Source organism: Peribacillus glennii (genome assembly GCF_003429105.1).
GTDB lineage: Bacteria > Bacillota > Bacilli > Bacillales > DSM-1321 > Peribacillus > Peribacillus glennii.
On sequence record NZ_QVTD01000003.1, the window covers coordinates 403,867 to 430,766 of the forward strand.

19 protein-coding genes and 1 pseudogene are annotated in these 26,900 nt (G+C 40.2%); 1 reads left to right on the forward strand and 19 read right to left on the reverse strand.

The window, feature by feature from the left end; all coding sequences use genetic code 11:
• Nucleotides 1-43 precede the first annotated feature (43 nt).
• The 18 genes and pseudogenes from D0466_RS03560 to D0466_RS03640 form a co-directional block, all read right to left on the reverse strand.
• Nucleotides 44-1,303, reverse strand: coding sequence for an ABC transporter substrate-binding protein (locus tag D0466_RS03560; RefSeq protein WP_117321177.1), 1,260 nt, complete (start codon nt 1,301-1,303; stop codon nt 44-46).
• Between the two features lie 107 nt (nt 1,304-1,410).
• Nucleotides 1,411-2,577 (reverse strand): iron-containing alcohol dehydrogenase, encoded by a 1,167-nt coding sequence (locus D0466_RS03565; RefSeq protein ID WP_158555804.1) that lies wholly within the window; start codon nt 2,575-2,577, stop codon nt 1,411-1,413.
• Between the two features lie 80 nt (nt 2,578-2,657).
• On the reverse strand, nt 2,658-3,866 hold the full coding sequence (locus D0466_RS03570) for an acyl-CoA dehydrogenase family protein (protein ID WP_117321179.1): 1,209 nt from the start codon (nt 3,864-3,866) through the stop codon (nt 2,658-2,660).
• A gap of 105 nt (nt 3,867-3,971) precedes the next feature.
• Entirely contained in the window at nt 3,972-5,504 is a 1,533-nt protein-coding gene (locus D0466_RS03575) for a class I adenylate-forming enzyme family protein (RefSeq protein ID WP_117321180.1), read from the reverse strand.
• Between the two features lie 19 nt (nt 5,505-5,523).
• Nucleotides 5,524-6,279, reverse strand: coding sequence for an SDR family NAD(P)-dependent oxidoreductase (locus D0466_RS03580; RefSeq protein WP_117321181.1), 756 nt, complete (start codon nt 6,277-6,279; stop codon nt 5,524-5,526).
• A 112-nt stretch (nt 6,280-6,391) separates the two neighbouring features.
• Nucleotides 6,392-7,540, reverse strand: a complete 1,149-nt coding sequence (locus tag D0466_RS03585) for a thiolase family protein (RefSeq protein WP_117321182.1) — start codon at nt 7,538-7,540, stop codon at nt 6,392-6,394.
• Between the two features lie 328 nt (nt 7,541-7,868).
• Complete coding sequence (locus D0466_RS03590) at nt 7,869-8,783, reverse strand: DMT family transporter (RefSeq protein WP_117321183.1); 915 nt, start codon at nt 8,781-8,783, stop codon at nt 7,869-7,871.
• 347 nt (nt 8,784-9,130) lie between these two features.
• On the reverse strand, nt 9,131-9,691 hold the full coding sequence (locus D0466_RS03595; RefSeq protein WP_117321184.1) for an NADPH-dependent FMN reductase: 561 nt from the start codon (nt 9,689-9,691) through the stop codon (nt 9,131-9,133).
• A gap of 90 nt (nt 9,692-9,781) precedes the next feature.
• Nucleotides 9,782-10,195 carry a thioredoxin domain-containing protein gene (locus tag D0466_RS03600; protein WP_117321185.1) on the reverse strand — a complete coding sequence of 138 codons (414 nt, stop codon included), beginning with the start codon at nt 10,193-10,195 and terminating at the stop codon, nt 9,782-9,784.
• A gap of 51 nt (nt 10,196-10,246) precedes the next feature.
• Nucleotides 10,247-11,428, reverse strand: a complete 1,182-nt coding sequence (locus tag D0466_RS03605; RefSeq protein ID WP_117321186.1) for an LLM class flavin-dependent oxidoreductase — start codon at nt 11,426-11,428, stop codon at nt 10,247-10,249.
• Nucleotides 11,429-11,593: 165 nt separating this feature from the next.
• Nucleotides 11,594-13,135: a class I adenylate-forming enzyme family protein gene (locus D0466_RS03610; protein ID WP_117321187.1), complete on the reverse strand. Its 1,542-nt coding sequence runs from the start codon at nt 13,133-13,135 to the stop codon at nt 11,594-11,596.
• A 20-nt stretch (nt 13,136-13,155) separates the two neighbouring features.
• Nucleotides 13,156-14,160, reverse strand: a complete 1,005-nt coding sequence (locus tag D0466_RS03615; RefSeq protein ID WP_158555805.1) for an LLM class flavin-dependent oxidoreductase — start codon at nt 14,158-14,160, stop codon at nt 13,156-13,158.
• Nucleotides 14,161-14,470: 310 nt separating this feature from the next.
• On the reverse strand, nt 14,471-16,642 hold the full coding sequence (locus D0466_RS03620) for a hydantoinase B/oxoprolinase family protein (RefSeq protein ID WP_117321189.1): 2,172 nt from the start codon (nt 16,640-16,642) through the stop codon (nt 14,471-14,473).
• Between the two features lie 25 nt (nt 16,643-16,667).
• Entirely contained in the window at nt 16,668-18,743 is a 2,076-nt protein-coding gene (locus tag D0466_RS03625) for a hydantoinase/oxoprolinase family protein (protein WP_117321190.1), read from the reverse strand.
• A gap of 589 nt (nt 18,744-19,332) precedes the next feature.
• A pseudogene (locus tag D0466_RS23565) lies at nt 19,333-19,778 on the reverse strand (enoyl-CoA hydratase/isomerase family protein).
• Between the two features lie 23 nt (nt 19,779-19,801).
• The gene (locus tag D0466_RS22495) at nt 19,802-20,119 is read right to left on the reverse strand and encodes an enoyl-CoA hydratase/isomerase family protein (protein ID WP_199484500.1); all 318 of its coding nucleotides are present in this window, start codon (nt 20,117-20,119) and stop codon (nt 19,802-19,804) included.
• Between the two features lie 48 nt (nt 20,120-20,167).
• Nucleotides 20,168-21,121 carry an NAD(P)H-dependent flavin oxidoreductase gene (locus D0466_RS03635; protein ID WP_233522522.1) on the reverse strand — a complete coding sequence of 318 codons (954 nt, stop codon included), beginning with the start codon at nt 21,119-21,121 and terminating at the stop codon, nt 20,168-20,170.
• A gap of 102 nt (nt 21,122-21,223) precedes the next feature.
• Nucleotides 21,224-22,774 carry a class I adenylate-forming enzyme family protein gene (locus D0466_RS03640; RefSeq protein WP_117321192.1) on the reverse strand — a complete coding sequence of 517 codons (1,551 nt, stop codon included), beginning with the start codon at nt 22,772-22,774 and terminating at the stop codon, nt 21,224-21,226.
• Nucleotides 22,775-23,209: 435 nt separating this feature from the next.
• On the opposite strand from D0466_RS03640, the gene D0466_RS03645 reads away from it, so the two are divergent.
• Nucleotides 23,210-25,333 (forward strand): sigma-54-dependent Fis family transcriptional regulator, encoded by a 2,124-nt coding sequence (locus D0466_RS03645; protein WP_117321193.1) that lies wholly within the window; start codon nt 23,210-23,212, stop codon nt 25,331-25,333.
• Between the two features lie 615 nt (nt 25,334-25,948).
• Here D0466_RS03645 and D0466_RS03650 read toward each other — a convergent pair.
• A complete protein-coding gene (locus tag D0466_RS03650; RefSeq protein WP_117321194.1) occupies nt 25,949-26,887 on the reverse strand; it encodes an MBL fold metallo-hydrolase in 939 nt (312 codons plus the stop codon).
• Nucleotides 26,888-26,900: the final 13 nt, after the last annotated feature.

Sequence of the window (26,900 nt, forward strand, 5' to 3'; positions counted from 1 at the left end):
TAATGGATGTTGTTCCATTATTCCTCTAACCAATAATGTGGTATTAATCTTCGTAGGTAATTTCTCCAGAAGCTGGGTCAAATTTTATTTGATCTGATATTGGCAAGATTTTACCATCTTTTGCTTCGGTCAGGATCATTGTGGTTAACCCGTAATGGTTATCTTTCGTAAATGTGACACCTTCAAAAATCGAACCATCCCAGTTGTCAAATGTATGCATGGCATCATAGAAGTTTTCCCATGTTAAATCTTTTCCACCTTGTTCTGTTCGTTTTAAAGCTTCCACCATGACTTCTGCAATTGCCCACCCTGATTGCGCAAACCCGTCAATCGGATCATTTGGATAATCCTTTTTAAAACGTTCAACATATTGTTTCATGCTTGGGTCATCACTAACATCCGGCATTGGGAAAGTTGCTGCACTGATCGTTCCTTCCCAAATATCATCGCCAGCTAATTTAAATTGATTTCTATCATTCGCACCTACAGATGAAACGATGTAAGGGACATCTTTCAATCCAATTTTATACATTTCTTTTTTCAAGTTAGCCGCGGGGTTAGGTCCACCAAGCACAATGATTGCATCAGGATCTGCCTGATCTAAATGCTGTGCCTGTGAACTCATATCTGTTTCGCCGGCTACATATGGAATTTCATCCACAAGTGTTGCTCCTTCATATTTATCAATATTCTCTTGCAGAGCTGTAAGGCCTTCTTTACCGTAATCATCATTTTGGTAAACCACTGCGATTTTCTTGGCTTTTAGCTCGTTGGCTGCATAATCCAAAAACACCCTTGTTTCTACGCGATAATTCAGGATGCTAGAACCAAAATAGTTCTTGATTGGAGGGTTTACAAATTCTTCGGCTCCACTACTGACCATCACCATTGGGATTCCCGACTTCTCAAAAGTGTTTCTTGCTGCCGTGTTACAAGGTGTACAAACATTGCCAATCATAGCAAATACTTTGTCTTCTTGAAGAATCCTCGTTGCATTTTTAACCGTTCTCGATGGTTGGTATTGGTCATCATACGCCACCAGCTTCAGTTTCTTGCCGTTAACCCCGCCATTTTCGTTTACATATTTAAAATGAGAATCGATCCCTTTCCGGAAATAGTCATAAACAGCATATGGCCCGGTTTGCGGCCCTAAGTGGCCAATCAATATTTCATTATCAGTGACGCCTTGTGTACCCTGAGACCCGGTACTTCCTTTTTTAGCCGTTCCGTTTCCACAAGCAGCCATTAAACAAAGTGAAAAAATCAATAGTGGCAATAACAGGAGTTTTATTCTTCTCATCATTCTAGCCCCTCTCTTTTATGAAAAATTATTTGTATATAATTCTTTTTTTCTGCCATTATATTTTTTGATTCGAAGAAAAATAATATATGAATATGCATTAAGTATGATCACCAGGCATTCTCCAATAAGCTATACACATCTTTTTTTAGTTCATTAATGTTCAGCAGATAAGAACTCGCATCACCGAGAATCTCTGCTGAAATGTTTTCAACAGTTTTTTCAAGGCTGCTTTTTTGTACGTTAAATTGCCTTAACTGGTGAGGGATACTTAATCTGATTATTAAATCCTTGATTAACATCGGGGCAAGATCCGCTTTTTCTTTTATGGACATCCCAGGCTTACCGGCATTTAGGGCATCTGTAATCGTTGCTTGTTCTTCAAATGTTTTCGGCAGCAAGAATTTCATTACGTGCGGAAGCATTATCGCAGATGTTATCCCATGTGTGATATTGTATTGAGAACCCAATTGGTGGCCTATGCTATGTGATAAGCCCATCTTGATGTTCACGTTTGAAAAAAGTGACATCCAGGCACCAAGCTGACATTGAAGCCGGTAATCCAAATTTGACGGTTCCTCCTTCGATAATGGCATATAAGTATATAATTTTTTTAGTGCATCTAAAGCCAAACTAGTATTTATCGGATTTTTTTTAGGTGAATATAGTGTTTCCACCGCGTGGTCCACCGCGCGAATGCCAGATGAAAGCCACAGTTGTTCTGGGGTTTCGATTGTGTATACCGGATCCAGAAAACAAATTTTTGGGGTTAATTTCACATTAGAAAAAATATATTTCATGCCATTGGTGTCGCAGGACACCCCGGCAAGACTTGTAAAATCTCCTGCTGATAATGTCGTAGAGATGGACAAGTGTGGGATTAATTTTACTGTTTCTACCGACTTATTTGAGCCTTGAAGGGAATAGGAGAATAATTCTTCCTCGTTTGTAATCCCTTCCGAAACAATCAGCGATAGGACCTTTCCTGTGTCTATGGCACTCCCGCCACCGCAGCTTATGACAAGATCTGGTTTATGGCTTTTAATCTCTCCTATATTTTCAAAGAGACTCTCGCTTTTTACATGCTGTTTAGAAAGAGTAACCAATACATTGAGATCCTGGCTGATTAATAATTCATGCAATTGTTTGTAAAGATCGGTTTGCAGTAAGCTTCGAGTCGTAACGATGATTACATTTTTCGCATTAAGTTTTTTTATTTCTTCAATTAAATGAAGTTGAATTACATTAGCCCCATAATATATTCGTTCGACAGGCAAAAATGGTATATCATTTATAGCCCCCTAACCTGGAATATTCATATTATTTTAAATTGGAAGCCTTACTGATATTACTTTTGTTATGAATCTTGGTATCTCTTTAATTCCAGTCTTGCAACATCCCTTAAATGGACTTCATCTGGTCCATCGACCAAACGCAGTGTACGTGAATTGGCCCAATGTGCTGCCAAGGGAAAATCTTCACTTACTCCCCCGGCACCGAATGCCTGAATTGCGCGGTCGATGACATTCAACGCTACTTCAGGCACGGCCACTTTAATCATGGCAATTTCCTTTCTGGCTGCCTTTTTTCCTTCTTTATCCATTTTGAAAGCAGCTTGTAAAGTCAAAAGTCTTACTTGTTCAATTTCTATCCTAGATTTGGCTATCCACTCCTGGATGACTCCCCGTTCTGCCAGTTTTTTTCCGAATGTAACCCGTTCATTTACTCTGCTGCACATTAGTTCAATTGCTCTTTCCGCCGCTCCCACAGCACGCATACAATGATGGATTCTACCCGGCCCCAATCTTCCCTGTGCGATGGCAAATCCTTTCCCTTCACCAACTAAAATATTGTCGACCGGGACACGTACATTTTCAAAGCTTATTTCTGCATGGCCCGTCGGTGCATGGTCGTATCCATAAACCGATAAGGTGCGTTTAATTGATACTCCTGGAGTGTCCATTGGAACTAAAACCATCGATTGCTGTTCGTGTTTCTCTGCATTCGGGTTGGTTTTCCCCATAAAAATCGCAATTTTTGTGCGCTTGTCGCCACCGTTGGTAATCCACCACTTCCTTCCATTTATCACATAATGATCGCCATCCGTTATAATGCTTCCTTCAATATTCGTTGCATCCGAGGATGCTACGTGCGGCTCCGTCATTGTAAAACAAGACCTGATTTCTCCATTCAGTAAAGGGACCAGCCATTTGTCTTTTTGTTCTTTATTTCCGTAATGCAATAACACTTCCATGTTTCCTGTATCTGGTGCATTACAATTGAAAACTTCCGGCCCGATTAATGACCGCCCCATGATCTCGCATAATGGCGCATATTCCACATTGGTCAACCCTTCGCCATACTCGCTATTTGGAAGGAATAAATTCCATAAACCTTCCTTTTTTGCCTTTCTCTTTAACTCTTCCATGGTAGGGGAAACTTCCCATCTTCCAATTTCATTTAATTCTTTTTCATATTTGTGTTCATTTGGATATACATGTTCTTCCATGAAAGCATTTATCCTTGACTGAAGTTTTTTTACTTTTTCGGTATGTTCAAAATACATTAGTGCCTCCTGTGTCAACGTAATCTTTCTCATTTTTTTCTAAAAGGATCTTAAAATCACAATCTGCTTATACCTGTGCTTAATTCAATAGCTTTTGAAAACTGGTCACATGTTCGGTTGGTTGTTGTATGTTTCCTTAAGTCTTCGCTTCATTAGTTTACCTGAAGGTGTCTTAGGTATTTCCTTTATGAATTCAACATCCCTAATCTGTTTATAGCTTGCCAAACGGTCTAAACAGTATTTTATAATCTCTTCTTTCGATAGTGACATGCCTTCTTTTAAAGCAATAAAAGCTTTCGGTATTTCACCAAGCCGATCATCCGGTTGGCCAATCACCGCTACTTCAAGTACTGCAGGGTGTGTATAGATTACATTTTCCAGCTCGACAGGATATACATTATAACCGCCTACAATGATAAGATCCTTCTTCCGGTCTAATAAATAAACATACCCTTCTTTATCCATTTTTCCGATATCCCCTGTATGCAGCCAGCCATTTTTAATGGTATTGGCCGTTTGTTCAGGGTTATTCCAGTATCCTTTCATTACACAATGGCCCCGTACAAGGATTTCACCCGGCTGCCCAGGCGGCAGAACTTTATTTTCTTCATCTACAATGGCCACTTCCAAATGTGGAAGCGGAAAACCCACGCTCTCAAATCGACGCTCTATCGACAGCATATCAACAGTAATGACCGGGGAACTTTCCGTTTGTCCGTAGGCTTGTATTGTCAAAGTGTTAAATCGGGATTCGAAGGTCTTCCGGACTTCTAAAGGCATATGGCCTCCACTCGTGATGCAAATTTTGAGGGATGACATATCATATTTTGTCTCTTCAGGCAAAGTCAGGAACATATAATACATAGCTGGAACGCCAATAAAGAAATCTATCTTTTCCTTATGAATTTTCTCTGCCACAGCTGTTGTACTGAATTTCTCAAATAGATAAAATTTGCCTCCCTTCATGAATATCAATATCAGTCCCGCCATCAAAACGAGCAAATGGGATAGAGGGGTGACGATACAACCATAGTGGTTTGCGGTAAGCCTAATACTATCTGCATAAAATTCTGCATTCGTATTCAAATTGTAGTGGGAAAGTTCGACTCCCTTTGGATTGCCCGTTGTACCAGAGGTATACAATATACAAGCTCCCCCGTCAGGGGATAAGTCCAAGGAATCGAATGGCTCCATTTGATCGGGAACAAGGCCATTCACCTCCTGAAAAATTTGATCATCATCCAGACAACCATCTATTATCAAAACTTTTTCAAGATCGGGCAAATCAGCCAGGTTGTTTTTTAGCAGGGGTATTTTTTCTTGTGTGGTGAAAAGTATTTTTGCAGCGGAATCTTTTAAAATATAACCGGATTCGGCGGATTTAAATAAATGGTTAATTGGCACTGCTAAAGCGCCTATTTTTAATGCAGCATAAAAGGCATAAATAAACTCCATACTATTTGGCAGCCATATGGAAACCCTTTCACCCTTAGCTACACCCAATGAAATCAATAAATTAGCGTATGCATCGACATTCCGGTTCACATCTTTGTAACTATAAGCGCGGTCCTTGAATCTTACCGCAGTCCTTTGTCCATTAATATACGCATGTCTTTCAATGGATTGTGCAATATTCATCTTTATCCTCCTCAGATTTCTATTCCGCAGTCCAGCCGCCGTCTACATATAACGTTTGGCCCGTAACATAATTCGCTTCGGATGAGCAAAGATATCGAACAGCTGCAGCTATCTCTACTTCCTGCCCAAGTCTTCTAAGTGGGATTTTATTCATGATACGTTTGTAAGCCCTTTCATTATTTTCCAATGTGTCGCGGTTCATATCCGTTTTTACATAGCCCGGACCGACTGCATTAACGGAAATGTTGTATCTTGCCCACTCAAGAGCAAGTGCTTTGGTAAGTTGAACAACTCCTCCCTTACTTGCTACATACGGCGAAATTGAAACATCACCGACGGCTCCCATGACAGAAGCAATATTTACAATTTTCCCTCCACCTTTTTCTTTCATTTGCTTTGCTGCTGCCTGGCTGGCGAAAAACAAGCCTTTTAAATTTACATCCAGGATCTGGTCCCATTCTTCCTCCGTCACTTCAAACGCCCTTTTGGTGAGCGTAGTCCCGGCGTTATTGACAAGAATATCAATTAACCCCACGCTTTCTTCTACTGTGTTAAAAAAAGACAATATGGAAGCTCTGCTCCCCATGTCGCTAGCTATGGCGCTGGCACTTCCCCCACCACGGTTTATCCCTTCAGCAACCTTATCCAGAGCTTCCTGATTTCGGCTTGTCACTATCACTTGTGCTCCTGCCTGTGCCAGTACTTCGGCTATAGATTTTCCTAATCCCCTGCTTCCACCTGTAATGACCGCAACTTTTCCTGTAAGGCTATACAATTAGCTCACCCTCTTATAAAATTTGCTACTAACTGGACATCTCGTAACAAAAGCAATAAACCTTATCCAATTAAATTAATTAGCTGAATGTTACTTTAGAAAACATCCTCGGTTACAGTCGTTCTATGATCGTGACGTTCGCCATTCCATGTGACTCGCACATTCCGATTAAGCCAAAACGTCCGCCGATTCTGTCTAATTCGCTCATCATAGTCGATAAAATACGGACGCCGGTAGCTCCTAGCGGATGTCCCAATGCGATTGCCCCGCCATTAGGATTTAACTTTTTAGGATCGGCTCCTGTTTCCTGCAGCCAAATAAGCGGAGCCGGAGCAAAAGCTTCATTAATTTCAAATATGTCGATATTGTCTATATTTAGCCCAGCCTTTACTAATGCTTTATTCGTGCCTATTATCGGACCTGTAAATATAATTGATGGATCAGAACCGACCACTGTTCTGTTCACTATTCGAAAACGTGGGCTTATGCCAAGTTCCTTCGCTTTTTTATTTGACATGATTAAGGCTGCTGCCGCACCGTCACTAATTTGGCTTGAGTTCCCTGCATGAATTTTCCCGTTTTCGATGAAAGATGGCTTTAATTGCCCCAATTTTTCAATTGTTGTATCTTGCCGCGGCCCTGAATCTTGTTTGATAATTTTTGTTTCTCCCTCAGGTAGTCTGACTTTCAACGGCATAATCTCCCTGTCAAATCTTCCTTCTTTTTGCGCTGTGATTGCCTTTTCGTGGCTTTCGAGGGAATATTCATCCAATTGTTCACGGCTTAAGCCCCAAATTTCTGCTATACGTTCTGCCGCTATACCTTGGTGATGCATTTCATACTTTGCAGTCAAGCTCTCACTAAAGCCTGTTCCGGCTAAATTTGAAAACATTGGAACACGAGACATACTTTCGACGCCCGCTGCCAGAACAATATCCATATCACCACTAATGATGGCTTGGGCTGCAAAATGAATGGCTTGTTGACTGGAACCACATTGCCTGTCTATTGTTGTACCTGGAACACTTATCGGAAAGCCCGCGATTAATCCGGCCAGCCTTGCAATATCTCCAGCCTGTTCCCCGACCTGTGAAACACAGCCCATTATGATATCATCAATCAATTCAGGAGAAACCCCTGTTCTGTTTATGATTTCTTTTAACACTTCTGATGCCATATCGTCCGGCCGTAACCCGCTTAACATGCCATTCCTTCGGCCTATAGGTGTACGTACCGCATCAATGATTACAGCTTCAAGCATTATTTCCCTCCTTCATTAATGATTAATAATAAAATAGTGAAGTGTGTTTTTTATTTTTTGATCTTATCTTTTATAATGCAAGCAGCATGCCAATTTTTTCATTTCAAATTTTTCCCTCAATAAAACATTAGGAAAACAAACGGAACTTCAATTTTTAAATAATATTCAAGACAATGAATGTTTCCAGAAGGCATTTTTTTCGAGACAGGCAACCGACTGTTGTTTACAATCGTTAACAACGATATATATGTTGTAAACGGAAATGTTCATTCTTCTTTACAAAATACAAATGTAAATTGATGTGAACACTTCTCTCTATCCTGGTCCGTTACAGAATGTTAGAATCATAATCATGTTCATTGACCCGTGTTTTTCTTTGATGCTTCACGAGCCACAGACCAATAAAAATGATGATCCCGCCAACAACCTGTTGAATATAAATGTGTTCTTTTGCCCATATTGCAGCAAACAATACAGCTGTAAATGGAGTCAAAAACATGTAAACCATCGTATTTGTAGCCCCAATTTTTTGGACACCGACATACCAAGTGACAAGGCCAAAAATTGTGACAAAGAAAATAGCATATAATAATGCAAGCCAACTTGTCTGATTTAGATGAAATGGGATAAAAACAATGCTTGACCCAGTTAACAGGACTAGTGGAATGGCCCCAATCATTGTTGACCAAGCTATTACTCTTAGAGCAGAATATTTGTTTACTAAAGGGGTAGCCAATATTGGGTACAAACCCCAGCTCATAGATGTCAAAATACCGATAATGGTACCAATCATTACATTCTTTTGATTACTGGACGGGTCATGAACAAGCAAGATAAGTATTGTACCGGTAAATGCAATGACAGATCCTATTAGTTTTTGCTTTGAAAATTTCTCCTGTTTAAAAAACAAGGAAAATATCATTGTAAAAATTGGAGATATAGAAATTAATAGAGAGGCATTCGTAGCAGATATGTATTTAATTGTTAACATAGAAAAAGACTGATATAGAGTTACTCCTACCATACTGACTATAATTAAATGGAATACATCTTTTCTTTTAATATGGATTGAACGCTCCAAAGCCATGGCAATAAGCAATAGGAAAGGAGCTGCAATAATCATTCGAATTGCTGTAAATTCGACGGGAGTAATTTCAATTACTCCATATTTTCCTATTGTGTAATTAGTGCCCCAAATCACGACGACAATAAGTAATAGAAGTTCCATTGTCCACCGTTTCATTTGTATTAAAATCTCCTCATCCGTTTTTTTTGCAGGAAAAGAGCGGAGTTAACGCAAGCACCGGATTCACCCGAGATAGTGGTCTTTAAACTTAACAATGCTGCCTTTTCAGGGTTTTGATAGAAAATTTCCGCTGGTTTTGTTCATTAATTACTCTTTAAGGATAATGTATCCCCTCCAAGTCAAAGGAAAATACCCACAGCTAACTTTTGGGTAAATTTCAGTTTGCCTAGAGGGAAATGCACTAGCTTTGTTTTACGAGCTTGACCTTGTATAGAAAAAAGGCTTTAAACTTCATTTTGCAGCTCTGGCTTCCTTTTTGTGTCAGTCTTTAAGCTTTTATAGTTTCAGTAAATAGATGGCCCGAGTACTTTCCCTCTAGTAATTGAGGCCAATTCCACAAGATCTTTGCCAAAGTTCTCAGCTTGTTCTTTAACATTATCCTCAATTATTTGCCCATCCTTAACCGTGAACCTTGAATGGTATAAGATGCCCGGTATGGTATGCACCTGAAAAAAGGCCATTGCTGTTCTAAATCCCAAATCCAATCCTAAATAATGATGATCGCTTCCCCCAGTCGCTACAAGTCCTGAGGCTTTCCCTTTTAAAAAATCATTCGGGATTAGGTCAATTAGATTTTTTAAAGCTCCTGTCATACTTCCCCTATACATGGGTGAACCAAATAGATAAGCATCCGCATGTTTTATTTTTTTGAGCACTTTTTTTGTAGATTCGCTATATTCCTCATAGGGCCTGCCATCACAAAAATCTATTTTCACTTCCGACAAATCAATCAGGTCGGTAGTGATATCTTCTCCACACACCACTGCCGACTTTAATGCTGTCTCAATTAATACCCTGGTTCTTTTACTGGATGCACAACTCCCGCATACACCGAGTACTAACACAAATGCACCCCCTTATGTTCGTCGATTGGAAAACATTTGTTAATTTTTGCTTGTGGAAAAGAATTCGGCTAAGTTTTCTGTTTTATGTTTTTAAGCCTGCTGTATATCTCTTACCTTGAAGAATCTAAACTTATTTACCATCACATCATACTGATATCCAATGATAAGGGTTTCGAAGTTTGTTAGAATTGGCGATACGATTAGGTAGGGATTCTCTACTAATAAACTTTTGACTTCATTGTCAGAAAGTGCATTACTTTGTATTTTGTCAATTAATGTTTGGTCTGAGGCTCTTTGGGGATTTATCAATGAAAAAGAGAACGCATCTGGAAATGCTAAACCTTTTACACCTCTTGGGGAAATGTTTGCCAGATTTTCAATTTCTTGCTCTGTGATTCGAAAAACACTCCGGACCTCAGCAGGAATGCCATGGTTTTTTAGCCACGCTTTTGTCACCTCAAAAGACGGGTTGCCTGATTTACCATAAAGGATCCAATTTTCCATTTACTCATCCTCCCAATTTTTGTTGATTCTTCACATAATCGTTATAGGTAGTTACCGGCTGCCTATCAAAGATTCAGCCTCTTTTTTATGAGTTATGGAATTATTCTTAGCTACAGGGTTCCTAATGCCTGCTTGTTCCAATAATGGCAATACATTCTCGTTGAAGTACGGCATTTCTTTAAGATAGTCAACAAAAGTAACCAATGTACCCGACACACCTGAATTTGCTATTTTAATTAATCCTTCAGCAACCTGTTCCGGTGTACCAACCAATGGCCATCCATTAAAGCCTCCTATAAATCTTTCTTGAGCCATTGATAAGTATTCCTTTGAATGGGAGGACGCATGCATGCCAAACATATCCGTAATGATCTTTGCTACCTCCCAGTCACCCTGCTCCCTAACATAATAATCATAGTATTCTTTTGCTTCTTTTTCTGTCGGTCTGCATACAACGAAACTCGAAGTAAAGGTATTGATTTCACGATGGTATTCTTCCCAAGCTAGTTTCCTTACTGTCTTTGTCCACTCACTTGCTTGCTCGATCGATTCTATATATCCAAAGTTAAAGTCAGTAAAGCGTGCTGCATAATTTCTACCGGCAGGGGAAGTTCCTGCGCTGATCAAAACAGGACGTGGATTTTGGACGGGTTTGGGTTCCGAAAATCCATCTTTAATTTCGAAAAATTCACCTTTATGGTCAAAATATTGTTCCGACCACAGCCTTAAAACAATTTCCAGCCATTCAGTCGAATATTTATAGCCCTTATCGTGTTCCATCTTGGTCCCGCCAAACATCTCCATCTCTTTAGGAAACCAGCCTACTACTGTATTTAACCCAATTCTCCCTTGAGAAATATCATCAATTGTTGAAATCATTTTCGCGGCCACGATCGGATGCATGGTTGGTACATGGGAAGTGCAGAATAGATAGATTTTTTCAGTTACAGCTGCCATTGCAGCAGACCATGTAAAGGTCTCCATACATCTCCCGTGTAAATTAGTAGGCCCCCCAAACCCTCTCCACCTGGCAGCAGGCACTATGCACTCATACCCGGCATCTTCCAACAACTTAGCTATTTTCACATTCGTCTCAAAATTCGGCTCAAAACTGCTTTCTGCAAGCGTCATTGTACAGGAATTGCTTAAGTTTGGTGCGAATATTCCCATCTTCAATTTATTTTCATTAAACATGGGATTACCGGCTTCGCGAAAAATGTCAAAACGACTCATTATTCATTCCTCCCCTATTTACGATTTTTCATGAATAGTATGGTCAGATCCTAATATACAGAAAAAGTTGTCCTTTACATCACCCCCTTAAAACCCATCCAGGAAAAATTTCCTCATCCCCTTTTTCAGCGATGGTGATTCAATGAAAAAGGGAGTTTTAGTAGTTTATGTGAAGCTGCTCTTTTGGCGGTTAAGTTTGGTCCTATCCTCTGAATTGACAGGATCGAACTTTATGTTAATGCGATTTATCTTTCCATTTGGCAGTTTCGGTAAAGGATCATAAGTTAATTGAATATACCTCGGTATCTTCCAGTCTGATAGTTTTTCCTTACACCAATCAGCAAGCTGGGTGGCGGATAATTTGGAACGGTCCTGCAGAACGACCACAGAAGCGACTTCTTCTGTCCTTATTTCATCCGGCACGCTAAAAACCACACATTCTACTACTTCAGCATGAGACATTAGGGTAAATTCTACTTCCTCCCCTGAGATATTTTCTCCAGATCTTTTAATAACGTGTTTGATTCTTCCCTCATAATACACTCGGCCTTCGTTATCCATACGCCCTAAATCGCCCGTTTTGACCCAGCCATTCACTAATGTTGATTTAGTGGCTTCTTCATTTTTATAGTATTCTTTCATAATATCCGGATGCTTAAATAATAATTCACCAATCGAATTAGGACCGACATCATTTCCGTTATTGTCAACAACCTTAACTTGGGCATTATCCGGAAATGGCCAGCCAATTAACTTAGGTTCAAACCGGTTGTAATTCGGGGAGGTCAGCGTTCCCATGCCGCCGATTTCCGTTAAATTCCACGTTGTGCACATATCAAGATTAAATCGCTCCATAAATTCCTTAGGCCGAATATGGGAAATGACAAGATTCAACGAATGATCGCGGTCATTCTCTTTTGGCGGCAAACTCATTAATATGGATACCATTGTAGGTAAAAGCAAGGCTTTTGTTACCTGGTGTTTATCCACAGTATCCCAAAACATATTTGCACTGAATTTTTCAACGAGGGAAACCGATGCTCCACATGCTATAGCGGAAGCTATGTTCATATGTGTACCGGCAGCATGGAATAAAGGCAATGTACAAAATATCGTATCGGTGGCTTTGTAGTTTAGTCTTGTGGAGAAGGCGATCCCACAGGATGAAAAACTAGAATTCGGCAAAACAACCCCTTTGGGTTTCCCCGTACTGCCCGAAGTATACATGCATGCCATTGGATCTTCGGGCTTAATTGTGGCGCTAGGTTCTTCAACATTATCGCTTAACAAGGATTCAAAGGAAGGTTCGCTTTTATTTGTTCCATCAACCAGGATGGTCCGTTTTAGAAAACGTAATTCTTTCCTTATAACTGCAACATTTTTATAGTTGGTATTGTCAGCAATCAAGTATCGGCTTTCTGAATGGTTCAGCACATATTTAATTTCATCTGGAGTTGAACCACTTATTAAGGGTACTACTATGCCACCGATCTTATTTATAGCAAGGAAACATTGAAGATAGACAGGGCTATTTCTAAACAGTAAAGCGATCTTATCCCCCTGTTTGCATCCAAAATCCAAAAGCCCGTTTGCTAATTGATTGGTTATTTGATCAAATTCCCCGTAAGTATAATAATCTTCATCAAACTTCAGAAACACTTGTTCGTTAAATTTTTCAACCGTATTTTTCCAGAATTGCTTTACCAACTTTCACCCTCCGTTCCATCCTATTTTTTAAAGGTTTCCAGAATCAGTTCCATATTCTGAATCACTTCGTCCTCGCTGACTCTGAATGGAATGAGAGTTAACATCGGCATTCCCGGGTAATCCTGATATTTTTGCAGCTTTTCCCTGCATTCATCCGGTTCCCCGGTGATTGTAAAGTGTTCAACCATCTTATCGGTAATCAAATTGGCTGCCTTTTCATAATCCCTTTGTTCTATAGCTTGGTTAATCACTTTAACTTCTTCCGAGAATCCTTCCTGTTGCATAACACGCTGGTAATGAGGGTACTGGGCAGTATACATGATTGATTTTCTAGCCCTGTCATAGGCTTCTTTCTTATTATGGGATATTGAGCAGATTTGTCCGTAAATCATTTGCAGGTTTGTCAAATCTCGGCCAGATCGTTCTGCGCCAATTTTTAGATTAGGAAACACATTTTCTTCTAAATATCTAGGGGAATGCAATGCTCCTATAACTAAACCATCGGCGATTTCTCCAGCCAGCTGCAGCATTTTAGGGCCAATAGCCGCCATGTAGACGGGGAAAGGGTTTTCCATCTTGACCGGGGACTTGTATTTCTTAATTTTAAATAATTCACCATCGTAACTAAATCTATTACCTGATTCGGAAGCTTGTATTCCCTGAATGACTTCAATCGATTCACGCATTTGCCTCAGCGGGCGCCCATAATGACTTCCATACCAATTTTCAACAACAAAAGGTGTACTTAAGCCCAAGCCCATGACAAACCGCCCATTTGAAAGTTCCTGAAGATTTATCCCTTGCAGAGCCAGAGTCGTTGGGTTGTTTGGGAAAATTTGCCCGACACCTGAACCAAATTTAATGGTATTGGTTTTCATGGCAATGGCTGTTAAAGGAACAATGGTTTCACGCCATGCTTCTGCAAACCAAACCGCGTCAAAACCATTTCCCTCTGCCTTTTGAGCCAATTCGGTAACTTTGCTGATCGGGGTTTTCTGTGTTATTAGCCAAATAGATAAATCCATGTACTTCACCTCCATTTGAAATAAAAAGAGCTTATTCGGTTGTTACTGATAGATCATTAGTCATTAGACGCTACTGTCAGATTGTGATAATATCATTTTCATTTCTGTGAAGGAGTGTTTCTTCGGTTCATTGAAAGGTATAATAAAAGAGTTTAGCTTCATGAAAGCATATGGATTGGTCGTATATTGTTTTCTTGTTGGGCACTAATTTGTCCCCCATTACTTTCTATTAAAGAATGAGGGACAACAGCTGCCACGCCTATTTTCTTTTTGGGACTACTAACATGGGGTAGAGGAAAAACCAGGATTTTTAATCATTCACACTTGTGCTAATGCCTAGCATGCTGCCACATTCCGGACAGGCTAATTCATTGAGATATACATAAGGTGCATGATCCCTTCCCTTGACAAACATGCCGTAATCACCAAGCGCTCCTGAAACTTCAGTATTGATACGAACAGCGCCTTGTTCCCACGGCTCATTTCTATCGGATAACACAGTCCCACAATCGGAACAACAAGTAAAAAGCTGCCCATTGGAATCAGTTTTTACATGCAGTGCTTCTCCGGATGTCCTTAAAAATTGAAGTTGTTTTTTCACATTAGATTTTTTTATCGGCGGTATTGCGCGGTCCACCCTTTCTTTGCGTATCAATTCCCTGCGTGTTTTTGTGCGCTGTTCATCAACCTTCCCGTTTTCAGCTATGATCACACCATAAGCCTTTTCCGCCATTTCTTGCGTAATATAACCGTCGTATAAATCCCTCAATACTGCTTGCGGATCACGTTTCAGCGGATCGCCAAGTCCTCCGCCCCCGCCTTCAAATTGTACAAAAACATCATCCGCAGCAAGTTGCAATACATGTTTGGAAGGCAGTAATTCTTTCTCCCCGTCCAACTGGGAAAAATCCGGCAGTTTGCCTTCTTGCATAAGTTTTCGGGCATTGGAGTTTTTGATTGACCAGTAACCGCTAGTGCCTCCAGGATAACCTCCCATCGCACCGCGTGACGGCACTTGCCAGCAAGCAGTGCTTACCAGTTCAGTCCCTCCGTCAGTTCCCCAGGGAATCCAGCCAAACTCAATTCCTTGCCCCCCTCTGTACTTGCCTGGACCTCCGGAGTTTATGTTTAGTTGACGCCATAAGTAAAGAATCGGATTGGAAAGTTCATTAATTTCTATGTCAGGCAACCCATTGCTTAGCTGTGTGAAGGCTGCTCCTGCATCTATGCCGTCGCAAATTGTCTGAGCACCTCCGCCCGCACCCCCGCCATTCATATCAAGAAAAACAGTTGGCCGGCCTTCATCGTCTTTTCCCGAAAATACTCCTACTACCCAACTATCATGGAAAGCGGCCATGGCATGGCTCTGGATCCATTCATCTTCACTTTCCATCATGGCGCGGCTAAGAAGATCTGTAACAACTTTTGTTATGCGCATCCCGGCTTCCATATGCGCTGACGAAACAGGTGCCGGCATTTTGGCATTTACCACTGTCCCTTCAGGCAGAATGATATTGGTTGCCCGGAAAATTCCTTCGTTAAAAGGGATGTCGGGCGTCAACACAAGCATAATGGGAGTGACAGCACAACCAATCGCCGTACCTTCTGTCGTATTTACGAACCCGTCGGTTTGAGGAGCGGATCCTGTGAAGTCTAAAGTAAGGCTGTCTTCATGTACCGTTAATTTACAATGGATTGGCCAAAGATTATTTTCATGGCCATTATGCTCGATCCATTCGGTTGCTTCGTATGTTTTTTTAGGCAGTTCCGCTATCCGCTGACGGTATGCCTTTTCTGTCAAATCCTTATTCAGTTCGACGTATTTATTGAATTCCTCCAAACCATATTTATCAATCATATCGATCGTCCGTTTTTCACATGTGTTACATGCTGCAATAAAGCAGCGAATGTTATTGATATCATGTTTTGGCAAACGGAAATTGGCTTCCATAAGATGGAACACATCCTGAATGATCTTTCCTTCGCTGACTATCTTAATGCCCGGAAAGCGCAGCGCTTCAGAATAAGCATCATTGGCAGCTATGGCAAATCCGCCTGGAGACATACCCCCTACATCCAACAAATGTCCTTCTGCCCAACACCAGGCCACTAATTCGCCTTTATAAAAAATCGGCTTCACAATTCCAACATCAGGCGGGTGACAAGCCCCGGTCGTATGTGGGTCATTACAAATAAAGGCATCTCCAGGAAGTATTTCATCTTCCGGATACGTAGCCATTATATGGCGGACCGATTGGCGGGCAGGTCCTGCGTGCATTGTCATATATCCTGAAAAGGAAATGATTTCCCCATTTTTGTCCGCGATAAAGGTAGAGAAATCCACTGCTTCAGAAATGACCGGATCCCCTGAAGTTCTTATCATGACAATGCCCATTTCTTGAGCGATATTGTATAATTGCTGCCGGATAATCTCCGCTTTAATTAAATTCCCTGATGTTTGTTCAGTATTTGTTTTTGCCATTAACTAAACTCCCCTCATTAGTGGATTATAGGTCTAACAAATAATTTCTGTAGTTATCCATTGTGGCAATCGTGCCTTCCGGAATGAAAATGGTTGTTTGTGTCCGTTCGATAATTGCCGGTCCGACAAATTTAGAGCCTGGTGTAATCTCCCGGTCATCATAGACAGGGATATCCGTCCATTTATGCTCCATTGGCAAAAATACTTGCCGGGTTGATTTCTGAACATCCTCGGCTTTAACCGGATTGTCCGAATAGCTCTTTGGCTGGAACTTTTCAACATTCCCAATCCCGGTTACCCTGACAGTAAACATATTTACTGGAGAATGGACCCATGCCGTTCCAGGACCATATTCCGCTTCATAAAGAGGAGCAAAATTATTTGCAATCTCCTCTAGAGTTTTTCTAGTTAACCTGCCAGAAGGTATAGGAACTGGCAATTCAAAAATTTGCCCTTCAAACTTGAAATCACCAAATCTCTGAATTTCATATTCACCATCTTTAAATCCACTGGCATATAAGCTTGCTTTTATTTGTTCTTCCATTTCTTCCAGTATTTTGTTGACATTGTCTACTTCCTGTCCCGGTTTCCAGAAACAAGACCTTACGAGGTTTCGCACATCATCGCCTGCTAGCAATCCTTGAGCTGAAAAAACAGCAGATGTACTAGGGATTACAGCCTTTCTAATCCCGATTTCCCGGCAAATTTCGGCTGCAAATATAGGCAATGCACCGCCATAAGCCACAAAAGTAAACTCACTGGGATCATGCCCCCGTTCGACACTTACCCCGCGAACTGCATTACTCATAGAGGCAACTACCAATTGGTACACCGAAGCAGCGGCATCAGTAATGCTCATATCCAGCTTTGAGGCTAATTTTTCATTGTATACTTCCTCTGCTTTTTCTTTCTCCAACTTCCTTCTGCCACCTAGAAAATACATAGGGTCAATAAATCCAAGTACTACGTTGGCATCTGTTACGGTAGGCTGGTCTCCGCCCCGGCCATAACAAACAGGCCCAGGATCGGAGCTTGCACTTTGGGGCCCAACCTGCGGAACCCCCCTTGAATCCAGCCATGCAATCGATCCCCCGCCGGATCCTATGGCAGTAACATCTATTTTACTTAGACCCGTCAGGAATTCCCGAAGGTAAACACGCTGGGTCTTGGAAAACTTATTATCTACGATTACCGAACAGTCATAACTGGTACCACCCATATCACCGGTTATCATGTTCTTGATACCCAAAGTGGTCCCAAGGTGGTTCGAGCCCAAAACACCGCCAACCGGACCGGAATCCACTAATGTGATGGGGGCAAGGCGCACTTCATCAGCACTTAAACTTCCGCCAAACGACTGGATAAATACCACGGATGATTTAAGTCCAATTTCCTCAAGCGTGCTTTGGACTTGATCGACGTAACGCACTACTTTCGGTCCTGTAAACGCATTTAATGTAGTGGTGACCATACGTTCATATTCACGCATCACCGGGTATAGCTCTGATGAAACCGTTACATAAACTGAAGGATATTTTGACTCAATAATCTTTTTCACCTGCTGTTCATGTTCAGCGTTTAGGAATGACCACAGAAGGCAAACTGCAATTGCCTCCACATTATTTTCTTCCACTAACTGTTTTACTGCTTGCTCCACTTGCCGGGAATTCATTTCCACTATTTCTTTGCCATTTTTGTCGATACGCTCCTCAATTTCCAAAATGCACTTTCTATCAACTATATCAGGGACATTTACTTGCTTATGATGGTCTCTATCATCCGTTCTTGGAGACCTGGCAATCCGTAATGTATCACGAAAGCCCTTTGTTACTAACAGGCCGACCTTGGCCCCTTTTAACTCTGCTATACTATTTGTAACAATTGTTGTCCCATGCACAAATCGGTCACACTGATTCAATAATGAAGTACGTGAAATCCCCATCTGTCCGGAAACATTGTCAAGACTAGTCAGTAATCCTTCAATTAAATTTTTGGGAGTTGTATCTGCTTTGTCTGTCCACATCTCGCCTTTTTGATTAATAACTACGATATCGGTGAACGTCCCACCCATATCAATCCCAATTTGGTATGAATCTGTCAACACCCATTCCTCCTCCAAAATAATAGATAGATTACTAAATCACCTACATTATTCATAAGAATTGTTCTATTCACACCACCTCCTCTATATATTTTCATAATATTCCGAAAATTAATAGAATAAATACTATATGGTCCATTTTGAGCTTCTACTTATTCACGCACTCTGCCAAAGATTTGATGGTTATTCTTCTCTTGTTTCAATCGCCGCAAACGCTTTCAAAAAAAGGTTTTTTATAGTCCTGCATTGTGGTGTTGGTTGGTTTCAGATCTTAAAATGGTAGATGTAACAATTCTCCATTTTACCAGACGCCGTACAACGTTGGACAAAATTGTATTTAACGATCCTTTTACTAGATTAAATGGAATGTATACATTTTTTAAATTAACGCCACGATTCCAGCAAAAGGATCTAACGTGAGTGCAGCGATTATCTAAGGAACATAACCAGGTTCGAATTTCAGATAAGGCGCTATCGGTATTAATGGAAAACCTAGCCACATCAAATCAAGCGACATAGATGATAACATGGCCATGACAACAAGTTTATGGGTTCTCATTTTCAGGCCTCAATTCTGGATATTATTTGGTCAAAGTTTGAAGTAAACTGCCTCACGTTTTTCTATGAACGCAGCAATCCCTTCTCTTCCTTCTTTGCTATTGGCCCGTTCTGCGAGATACTCCGACTCCATAGCCATTTGAGTTTCGAGGGTTTCTTGAAAGGCATGATAGAATAACTTTTTACTGCTGCCGAACGCGTTCATTGGCCCTTTTGCAAGCATTTCTGCTAAATCAATGACGACTTTCATTAATTGGTCCCCAGATACAAAGTGATTTACGATTCCCCATTCATGTGCCTCTTTGCACTTAATTTCCGATTGGTATACATAAGCTCAAATGCCCGTTTCATGCCAACAATACGAGGCAGAAAATAACTTCCTGACCCATCCGGTGTTAAACCAATTCGATTATACGCCATAACAAAACTTGAATTTTCTGAGGCATACACCAGATCACAGGCACATGCAAGGCTCATGCCGGCCCCTGCTGCCACTCCATTTACTGCACCATTAACGGTTTGTTCATGCGCGTCAAATAAGAAATTGCCTGATGGAGGTAAGCCGTCACATTTTTCAGTAGTGAACCAATTTCTTTGCCCTCTTTTGTAAAAGTTTTTAAATCACCTCCTACTGAAAATTTTTTTCCTTCCCCAGTAATGACCACGGCACGGATTTCTTCATTTTCCGAACAGAAAATGGCAGCTGCCATCAATTCTTTTGCCATGTCGAGGTCAATTGCATTCCCTGCTTCAGGCCGGTTTAAAAAAATAATGCCAACATTATTTCGAATTGACAGAACAACCGTTTTGTTTTCCATTTCAACCTTACTTAGAATCCATTTTTTTAAAAAATTAAGGAAATATAACTAAAAAAGAGCCTGAGCCTTTGCCAAAATTCTTCTCGCTTCACCTGCTATCCTTTTAACCACCGTTTCTGCACTGTCGATTTCCTCTATCAGACTGGCAACCTGCCCGCAGCTCATAAACCCGCCTTTAAGATCTCCATCCAACATGGCAAGCTTGTTATAGGTTCCACGAACTCTTGGCAGCACATTCTCCAATGTGGGGGTAATTTTTTCACTTTCATATACTTGTTCTGCATATTCGTTTTTCAATACTCGTAAGGGACCTTTAAGCATGCGTGTCATGATCATTGTGGAGTCATCCTTAGCTGCTAGGATTTCTTCCTTAAAATGAGTGTGGGCTTCGCATTCTTCTGTCGCCACAAATCTGGTGCCCATCTGCACTCCATCAGCACCGAGAATCAAAGCCGCAGCCATGCTTCTTCCATCAACAATTCCGCCCGCCGCAATTACTGGGATGGAAACCGCCTGTTTCACTTGAGGAACAAGGGTGAATGTTGTCAATTCTGATGGCCCATTACTTCCGCCAGCTTCATACCCTTCACAAACTATGACATCGGCACCAAGCTTTTCCGCTTTTACTGAATGAATGGCCGTTGATGTTAATATTAAAACCAATAATCCATTATCCTTAAGATAAGGCACAAGATTTTTTGGATTTCCAGCACCTAGGCTAACAGCTTTGATTAGTTCCCTATGTTTCTTGATGATCTCCAAATAAGGAGAAAAATCCGTATGCTGGCTAATTGGTATATTCACCCCAAAGGGATTATTAGTTGCTTCGCTCGCTACCAGAATCTCATTCTCGAAATTTTCCGGCGTACGTCCTGCCGAGCCAACCTGGCCAAATCCTCCTCCATTGGAAACAGCTGCAGCTAGCAACCCATTTCCAACATAAGCAAGCCCTCCCTCTAATACTGGCACTTCAATTTCCAACAGTTCGCATATCCGGTTCAAAATGCGTAACCACCTTAATATTTATAAAATTTGTATATGGCATTAACGCTGTCAAGACTGAGTTGATGACTCCTTAATTGCAGCTTATTTGTAAAGATCACATCATGAACGCTGTGCTGCATCTTTTTTGCTCAGATTGCGTAGTTGCCTTTTCAGTATTTTTCCAGAAGGGTTTCTTGGTATTGCAGAAATAAATTCAATTTGTTTAATATATTGATATTTTGCGAGCTTATCGTTACAGAATTTAATGAGTTCATCCTTTTCCAAAGCCGCATCCTTTTTTAGAACAACATAGGCCTTTACCGATTCTCCCCACCTTTGGTCAGGCGCGCCGATGACAGCGGCCTCTAACACATCCGGATGCCTATAGATCACCTCTTCGATATCCTTTGGATAGATATTCACCCCACCGCTGATGATCATATCTTTTTTTCGGTCGAGCATGTAGTAGAAACCACCTTCATCCATCCTCCCCATATCTCCCGTTCGATGAAAGCCGTCCGGTGTTCTTGCTTTTTTTGTTTCCCCCTTATTTTTATAATATTCTGTAAACATGGTTGGCCCTTTCGCTGCAAATTCACCTTCCTGCCCTATCCCGACTTCGTTTCCCTCTTCATCAAGAAGTCGAAGTTCCATAAATGCAGGACTTTGGCCTACACTGGCTGATTTGCGTATTAGATCCTTTGGCCGTAAACTTGTTAAAGGTGTTATTTCTGTTGTCCCATAGAATTCCGTAAAATTCTTACTGAACTGTTCCAGGACTTGCTTTTTGGTGATTTCTGCCATTGGAGCTCCAGCTGAAACAAGTGAACGAAGAGAAGAAAGGTCATATTCTTTGAAAGATGGCAGCTCAAGCATGAAAATGTATTGTGTCGGTACAAAAAAGGCATGCGTCACTTTGTATTCCTGGATTAGTTTTAACGTGTTTTCTGCACTAAAATCTCTTGTCAAAACAATTTTGCACCCTAATAAACTGATCTGGAAAATGTATAAATGCCCCATGGAATGATAAATTGGAACCGTTACCAAAATTACATCTTTATAGTTTAGATTCCATTCTATTGCAAAAGCGTTATCCCTGAAAATCTGGTTGCCATGAGTGATAATGATCCCTTTAGGCAAGGAAGTAGTTCCGGACGAATAAAGCAAAGCGGCAATATCTTCCGAATTCACTTCCACATTCGGTGCCTGTGTAGAGCCCTTTAATAAAAAAGATTCATAAGGAATGTACGGTGCCTCCAACTGATCATTACTCACTAAAATGGTTGTTTTTTCTGTAATGGTCTTTATATTTGATTGTACACTTTCTAATGCTGGCAAGGTTTCTTCTTCCACAAATAGGAAATTTGCGTCAGAGTCATTTATTAATGCGTGCAGGCTTTCACCTTGCACCATATAGTTAATCGGAACTGCAACTGCCCCGGCAACAGAAACCGCATAGTAAATCTCGACCATTTCCAATCGGTTTCTCATATAAACCACAATATGATCGCCTTTTCTGACACCAAGTTCTATCAATGAATTAGCCAAAGCATTCACTCGATCAAAAAGCTGTTTGTAAGTTCTGGACATATCGTAATAAACAATCGCTTCTTCATTAGGTTTATTTCTTGCATGAACAGCCAATCCGGAATGTAAGTTACCTAAATTCATCCTAACTCCCCCATTGTGTATAACTATGGTTATGCCGCGCCACAGAATTGATGGTTATTAGCAACTGAAAATTCAAGATTAATAGCTCATAAAGCAGATCACCAAATATTGTTGTATATATGTTTTCCATTAACTATGCAATATCTATGCCAATTTTTTTAAAAAGTCGCTTAATAGCTTTTTCCATTGAATTTGTATGAGGAGTTTGTGTTTTATAACTTAAAATTATTTTTCGTTTTGCCTCAGAATATATTTACTATTTTGGTTATTTTGTGATTTAATGTTAACGGAAGCTTACATTTTATAAACATATGTAAACAATAGCTGTCCATTTTTAGTAACAACACTCATCTTGACCATCACAATTTCATATCAGTTAAAGCGGATTTAGTCATATCAGTCCTATGTGGAAATTCGAAAAAGGGAGTGAAAATCTTGCAGGTTAAAGATATCATGACAGATTCTTTCCAATCTTGTGATGTCAATACACCTTTGATGGAAACTTTTAAAATTTTTTCAAAATATAAGCTGAATATCATCCCCATCGTTGACGAAAATAATATATTGACTGGCATTCTCACCAAGAACAAAATAATCCATGCTATTTCAAATGGGTACTCTCTTACAGACTCAATAAACCCCTTAATAAACTTTAATCCGATTTATGTATTTCCAGATGCACACATTTTACAAAGCAGAAAAAAACTGTTACACCACATGATTGGACACGCCCCAGTAGTAGACAGCAACAAGCAGCTAATTGGAATTATTTCTACCTCACAGATTTTATTTGGTTATACGAAAACCCTCGACATGCTGCAATCCCAACTTCAATTATTGTTTGACAATCTTCATTTCGGATTATTATCTGTTGATACAAATATGAATATAACTGCGATTAACCCATTAGCCCGGGAAATCCTTCAAATCAATGTCAAAAATGATTCAGAAAAAATAATTCTTACTAACAAGGTCATTCTGGAGATGATAGAAAACATACTCGTTAACAGGGAAAAGCCACCTAAAAAAAAGCTAAACTTAAATGGTTACAGCTTTATAGTTGACTGTTATCCATTGTTCGAGAATAAGAAGTTAATTGGTGTAATGGTCATGATCGACGATTTGACAAATGTAGAAGAATTGATTAAAGAACTTCAAATAACCAAACAGTGGGAAGAAAAATTAAGAACACTAGTAGAGTCAGCATATGATGCCATTGTTCTGGTAGATGAGAATGGGATAATTACCATGGCAAATAAAGGGTTCTGTGAACTCTTTAAAACTACTGAATCGAAGATAATGGGTAAATCAATCTTTATTAATTTTCCGGATATAGGCATCAAGGAAGTTCTGGACGTAAAAATCCCTTTAAGTGGCATTTCTAAAATAATAAATGCAAAACAAAGTTTGGTGACTAATTTACCTATCAAAAATAACGGGGAAATCGTTGGCGTAGTCAGTAAAATCACTTTCCGGGGCTTAAAGCAGCTTCAGGATGCCTTGAACAAAGTCAGTAAATTAGAAGATAGTATGACGATCATGAAAAATAATCCAAAAAGTCCGAATGGCAGCAAATATTCGATTGCCGATATTATAGGAACTTCCGCCAGCATTAAAAAAGTAAAGAAGGAAGCGTTCGCAGCTTCACAAAGCAGGTCAACTGTTTTATTAATCGGAGAAAGCGGGACTGGCAAAGAGCTGTTTGCCCACGGTATTCATACTGCCTCTTCCCTTCCTGGCTCTTTTATCAAAGTAAATTGTGCGGCCATACCTGGAGATTTGTTGGAATCAGAGTTTTTTGGATATGCAGACGGGGCATTTACCGGAGCCAAAAAAGGAGGGAAAAAAGGGAAATTCGAACTTGCACAAAACGGGACGTTGTTCCTGGATGAAATTGGTGATATGCCAACAAACCTGCAATCTAAGCTTTTACGAGTGCTGCAAGAAAAAGAATTCGAACCTGTTGGAAGCAATCACACAATAAAATTAGATATGAGAATAATCGCAGCAACTAATAAAAATCTTGAAAGCATGATAAAAAACGGTGAGTTCCGTGAAGACCTCTACTATCGATTAAATATACTCAGGTTAAATATTCCATCGCTAAAAGAACGCAAGGAAGATATTGAAGCCATTACCCATGCCGTCATAGATAGGCTGATTCATTCCGGTTTTTATATCAAGGGAATTACTTCTTCTGCATTGAATGTATTAACAAAATACAATTGGCCGGGAAACATACGTGAATTGCAAAATGTACTAGAACGGGCAGCAAATTTAAATGTAGACGGGTATATAGATGTACCAGAACTTCCTGATTACATTCTTAAGCACCAGGATATCAATTTTACGGTAAAAGAAAGTACTTATGATGAATATGAAGAAGATGCACCAATTTTACCCCTGGATTACAAGAAAAACGTAAATCTTAAAGAAAAGGAACTTATTATTGAGGCTTTAAAACAAGGACACGGCAATAAAACAACTGCCAGCCGCATCTTAGGAATCAGCCGTACCTGGTTATATTCAAAAATGAAAAAATATAACATTGATGTTTAATACAATTAGGTACCAGACAATAATTATAAAATCGCGCAAACATTTTTAAAAATTGGTTCAGTTTCCTTTTTTCCACGATACAGCATGGGGGCCTGTGGAGCCACCTGCCCAGTCTAGCGGTAATCCTTCACTATTAAGTTAAGATGACTGATCAGCGGACCCGTTTTTTCACTGATAAATTCGTCGTTGGCAATGAAATAAATAAAGAAAAGGATGTGTAAAAGGTTTTCCTTCAAAGAAAAGGGGCCCTTACACATCCAACTCTTTTAAGTTAAAAACCAGACTCTTGCTGAATCAAAGTATTCGACATCTAGCAAATTGTTATGAAAATTCATGTAAATTTGTTTCCCTAGTTAAAAGGTAATTACTAATTCAGATAAAGTTCAGTGCAAAGAATTGAATCAAGTATTCAAAGTTATATCAGCCGGTTGTCCAATTTAGGCGACAGACGTGTATATTAGACTTCCCCGTGTTCTTTCGTGAATTAAAGCGAAGCCCTCTGTAAACATTTCATACATTACATAATTCCATTCTTGTTCTTCCAGTTTTTAATTCCTATATTTGCCAATGATGATTGAACCGGACCATGGGCTGTTTTTCAGGAATAGAGGAAAATTACACGGTATATATGTATTCCCCGTTCTGTTCTTCCTTATGGCACTCCCCTTTATTGACCAAATATTCAAGATGCGCGATGGTTTCCCCTATTGCAAATCTCATTTCGTGGGAGTTAAATGCTTTGCCAAATAGTTTTTGGCATGCATCATATACAGTAACGGGGGTGCGGATGATTTCGTGCAGCTTTGACAGCCTTTCATCGTGATGTGCGATAATCTCATCGATTCTATGATTTGCGTTCATAAATGGCTTTCCATGTGAAGGGATCACATACTCCGCTTCAAGCCGTTTAAATTTGTCCAGCGATTGCAGGAATTTGGCCAGCGGGTTTGCTTCGCCATAGAAATGATAAGAGATATTTGGCGTGATTTTAGGCAAGATATGGTCGGTGGAAAATAATACTTGCTGTTCCCTGTTATAAAGGCATATCAAACCATTGGAATGCCCAGGAGCCTCTATTATCTCGTATTCATATTTACCAAACACAATTTTTTCACCTTCGTGCAGATAACTGTCAACTCTCGGATGCGGGGAAACCTGGGAAATAAAACCCGCCTCATTCCCTGCCATGGAATCTGCTATATCTTTAGGAATGCCGCACTTGTAATAGTTTTCCCGCAAAGAATGGCTAAAGCCTTTTTCCCACATAGCCAGTGCCGTGTTTTTATCGGTTTCTGTCATGGAAACTTTTGCTCCCGTTAATTCCTGGAGCCTGCCGGCATAACCGTAATGGTCTGGATGATAATGCGTAATGATAATATTTCTTACTTCATGAGTTTCTAAAACGGGTTTCCAAGCGGTTGCAGTAACCATATTGTTCAACCCGGAATCCAGGATCGTCCACCCATTTTCTCCCTTTGCCAAAAAACAATGTACATGATTTAATCTAAACGGCAGATCAATCGTCACACAAGATACTTCTAATTGTTCAAGCATTGCTCTCCCCCTA

Coding starts and splice junctions, on each gene's coding strand:
- D0466_RS03620 (WP_117321189.1), bottom strand. CDS start 16,642: ATGGCAAAAACAAATACTGAACAAACATCAGGGAATTTAATTAAAGCG.
- D0466_RS03615 (WP_158555805.1), bottom strand. CDS start 14,160: ATGGATTTATCTATTTGGCTAATAACACAGAAAACCCCGATCAGCAAA.
- D0466_RS03650 (WP_117321194.1), bottom strand. CDS start 26,887: ATGCTTGAACAATTAGAAGTATCTTGTGTGACGATTGATCTGCCGTTT.
- D0466_RS03575 (WP_117321180.1), bottom strand. CDS start 5,504: ATGAATATTGCACAATCCATTGAAAGACATGCGTATATTAATGGACAA.
- D0466_RS03640 (WP_117321192.1), bottom strand. CDS start 22,774: ATGAATTTAGGTAACTTACATTCCGGATTGGCTGTTCATGCAAGAAAT.
- D0466_RS22495 (WP_199484500.1), bottom strand. CDS start 20,119: ATGGAAAACAAAACGGTTGTTCTGTCAATTCGAAATAATGTTGGCATT.
- D0466_RS03560 (WP_117321177.1), bottom strand. CDS start 1,303: ATGATGAGAAGAATAAAACTCCTGTTATTGCCACTATTGATTTTTTCA.
- D0466_RS03600 (WP_117321185.1), bottom strand. CDS start 10,195: ATGGAAAATTGGATCCTTTATGGTAAATCAGGCAACCCGTCTTTTGAG.
- D0466_RS03605 (WP_117321186.1), bottom strand. CDS start 11,428: ATGAGTCGTTTTGACATTTTTCGCGAAGCCGGTAATCCCATGTTTAAT.
- D0466_RS03590 (WP_117321183.1), bottom strand. CDS start 8,783: ATGAAACGGTGGACAATGGAACTTCTATTACTTATTGTCGTCGTGATT.
- D0466_RS03570 (WP_117321179.1), bottom strand. CDS start 3,866: ATGTATTTTGAACATACCGAAAAAGTAAAAAAACTTCAGTCAAGGATA.
- D0466_RS03585 (WP_117321182.1), bottom strand. CDS start 7,540: ATGCTTGAAGCTGTAATCATTGATGCGGTACGTACACCTATAGGCCGA.